The organism is Stenotrophomonas sp. 2YAF22 (assembly GCF_052114665.1).
In the GTDB taxonomy this organism is placed as follows: domain Bacteria; phylum Pseudomonadota; class Gammaproteobacteria; order Xanthomonadales; family Xanthomonadaceae; genus Stenotrophomonas; species Stenotrophomonas indicatrix.
Map to the genome: position 1 here is coordinate 1 of NZ_JBFRFE010000834.1, position 1,471 is coordinate 1,471.

General features: G+C 66.9%; 1 protein-coding gene. It reads left to right on the plus strand.

Going from position 1 to position 1,471, the window contains the following annotated elements; all coding sequences use genetic code 11:
* Nucleotides 1-216: 216 nt before the first annotated feature.
* On the plus strand, nucleotides 217-1,471 hold a 1,255-nt coding region (locus tag AB4Y84_RS21565; RefSeq protein ID WP_442250918.1), incomplete at its 3' end, for an MCP four helix bundle domain-containing protein.

Here is a 1,471-nt window from a genome sequence, read left to right on the forward strand (position 1 = left end):
TCCACCCTGCCCGTAGACGCTGCGCAGCCGCCGTGAAAGAAAACTGATGCCAGCATGAGCAGTGGGGCCACGCCGCAGGGCCATCCTCGCGCCGCAGAAGCGGGAGGCCGGGTCTCACCAAGGTGAACGGCTTCCGACGCAGTCGAGCGGGAGGCGATCAAGATTCCCGGCTGGCGGGCCGATATGGGCGCATCCCCCCCGTTTTGGATTCACCCCATGAACTACTTGAGGAACGTCAGGGTCGCCTGGCGTCTTGGGCTTGGCTTTGGCCTGTTGTTGCTGCTGGTTGCCGCCGTGGTCGCTACCGGTGCCACCGCCACCATGGTGCAGAAGCGCGCGATGGAGCAGGTGGTCGAGGTCGGCGTAGCCAAGGTGCGGCTGCTGTCGGAGATGCTTGATGCCAACAACCAGATGATGGTCGTGCGCCGCGAGATGCTGATCCGCCAGGGCGAAGACCGTGCCAACGACGAGCAGCGCATCGCCGATCTGGTCAAGCGCTACGAGGCCAGTTGGACGGCCTACCAGGCCCTGCCCGGCGATGCCGAAGGCAAGGTGATCGGCGAGACCATCGCCGCCAAGCGCGCGCTCGCCCGTCCGCTCAACAAGCAGACCAGCGAACTGATGGAACAGGGCGATTTCCCCGGCGCCGTGGCGCTGACCCTGGGCCCGGTGCAGGAAGCGGCCAATGGCTGGAACAAGGCCCTGGCCGATGGCGTGGCCTATGAAGAGAAGGAAAGCCGTGAGGCCGCGGCCGAGGCGATCCGCCTGGGCGAGCGCAGCCTGCTGCAGCTGCTGGCGCTGGGCGGCGTAGCCCTGCTGGTCGGCATCGCCGCGTCGGTGTTGATCGGCCGCAGCATGACCGGCCCGCTGGCGCGTGCGGTGCAGCTGGCTGAGCGCCTGTCCAAGGGCGAACTGGACCAGGAATTCCGTCTTGGCGGTCGTGATGAGCTGACCCAGCTTGGCGAGGCCATGGCCAGCGTGCGCCAGAGTGTTCAGGCGGCGATCGGCGCGCAGTTGCAGATGGCCGAGCAGCATGAAGCCGGCGCGATCCGTTACCGGATGGACGCCAGCGCGTTCCCCGGCGACTTTGGCCGCATGGTGCAGGCCACCAACCACCTGGTCGAATCGCACGTGCAGGTGCAGCTGTTGATGGCCGAGGTGATGCAGCGCTATGCCATCGGCGATCTCAGCCGCGATCTGCCCGAGTACCCCGGCGAGAAGGGCACGCTGACCCGCACCCTGGCGGCGGTGAAGCAGAGCCTGATGGCGATCAACGCGCAGATCGATGAACTGGCCCGTGCCGCGCGCGCCGGCGATTTCAGCATGCGTGGCGACGCTGCGGCATTCCAGTACCAGTTCCAGGCGATGGTGAACCACCTCAACGGCATGATGGCCAGTTCGCAGGCCAGCATCGCCGATGTCTCCGACGTGCTGCGCGCCATCTCGCATGGCAACCTCACCGCGCGCATGG